The sequence below is a fragment of the Pseudomonas gessardii genome (genome assembly GCF_001983165.1).
Taxonomy (GTDB): domain Bacteria; phylum Pseudomonadota; class Gammaproteobacteria; order Pseudomonadales; family Pseudomonadaceae; genus Aquipseudomonas; species Aquipseudomonas gessardii.
The window spans coordinates 1-1,000 of record NZ_MNPU01000137.1 but is presented as its reverse complement, the minus strand read 5'-3'; the positions used below and the strand labels follow the sequence as shown (position 1 = coordinate 1,000).

The 1,000-nt window shown below is 51.3% G+C and carries 1 protein-coding gene; it reads left to right on the top strand.

Features of this window, described 5'->3' with window-relative positions; genetic code table 11:
- Positions 1–26: 26 nt before the first annotated feature.
- On the top strand, positions 27–989 hold the full coding sequence (locus BLL38_RS29990; protein WP_076965387.1) for an IS110 family RNA-guided transposase: 963 nt from the start codon (positions 27–29) through the stop codon (positions 987–989).
- The last annotated feature ends 11 nt before the right edge of the window (positions 990–1,000 follow it).

The window sequence follows — 1,000 nt, the reverse complement described above, 5'->3', positions numbered from 1 at the left end:
GTAAACCCTAACCCGGAGCTTTTCTCATGGCAATGACTGTCTCGCAATCAATCATTGGAGTGGATGTCGCTAAAGCCGAAGTAGTTGTTTATCAAAGTGAAACTGCTGAAACAAAGATCGTATCGAACAAGAAAAGCGAGCTGAAGGCATGGCTGAAGTCTTTGCCTGCGGGCAGCGCCATCGCAATTGAAGCCACCAATATCTATCACGTGGATACCGTCAACTTGGCTCATTCGATGGGCCATATCGTTTACGTGATTGATGGATATCGCCTTAGCCATTACCGCAAAGGCACAGGTGGTCGCGCTAAAACAGACTTCAGTGATGCGCAGTTGCTGGCTCGCTACTTGAAGAATGAACAGGCTGATTTACGCGCCTGGAATCCGCCGCCGAAGATTTATACCAAGCTTCAAAGCTTGCTGCGTCGACGCGCAGCGCTGGTGAAAATGCGTGTTGCACTGAATCAGAGCTGGGCGGGCGAGCCATCACTCAAGGCCTCGTCCAAGAGCATTTCAGCGTGTCTTGATAGGCATGAGGGGCTCATTGAGAAAAGGATATTAGATGCTGTTACTGAGGCGGGGCTTTTGCATCAGGTCAAGCGCTGCCAAGCCGTCGAGGGCATTGGGTTTCTGACAGCAGTTGCCCTGGTAATGGCGTTTCAGCGAGGAGAATTTGAAAGTGCTGACGCTTACATCGCGTTCTTGGGAATGGACTTGAGAGTATCCGATTCTGGGCAAATGAGCGGACGCCGCTCATTGAGCAAGAAGGGAGATTCAGAGATACGCAGATTGCTGCATAACGCGGCGTCAGCAGGTATCAGGTCAGAAGCCTGGAAACCTTTATACGAGGGTTATCTGGCCAGGGGCCTGAAAACGACTCAAGCCCTGGTCATCATTGGCCGCAAGCTGGCGCGCATCGCCTTTTCGCTCATGAAAAACCTGAGCGAATACCAGTCAAAAGCGGTTTTGGGGGCTTCCCCAAAACCATAGAATCTCCCACA

Bases quoted from the DNA above. Each gene is read 5' to 3' on its own strand.
- BLL38_RS29990 (WP_076965387.1), top strand. From the start codon at position 27: ATGGCAATGACTGTCTCGCAATCAATCATTGGAGTGGATGTCGCTAAA.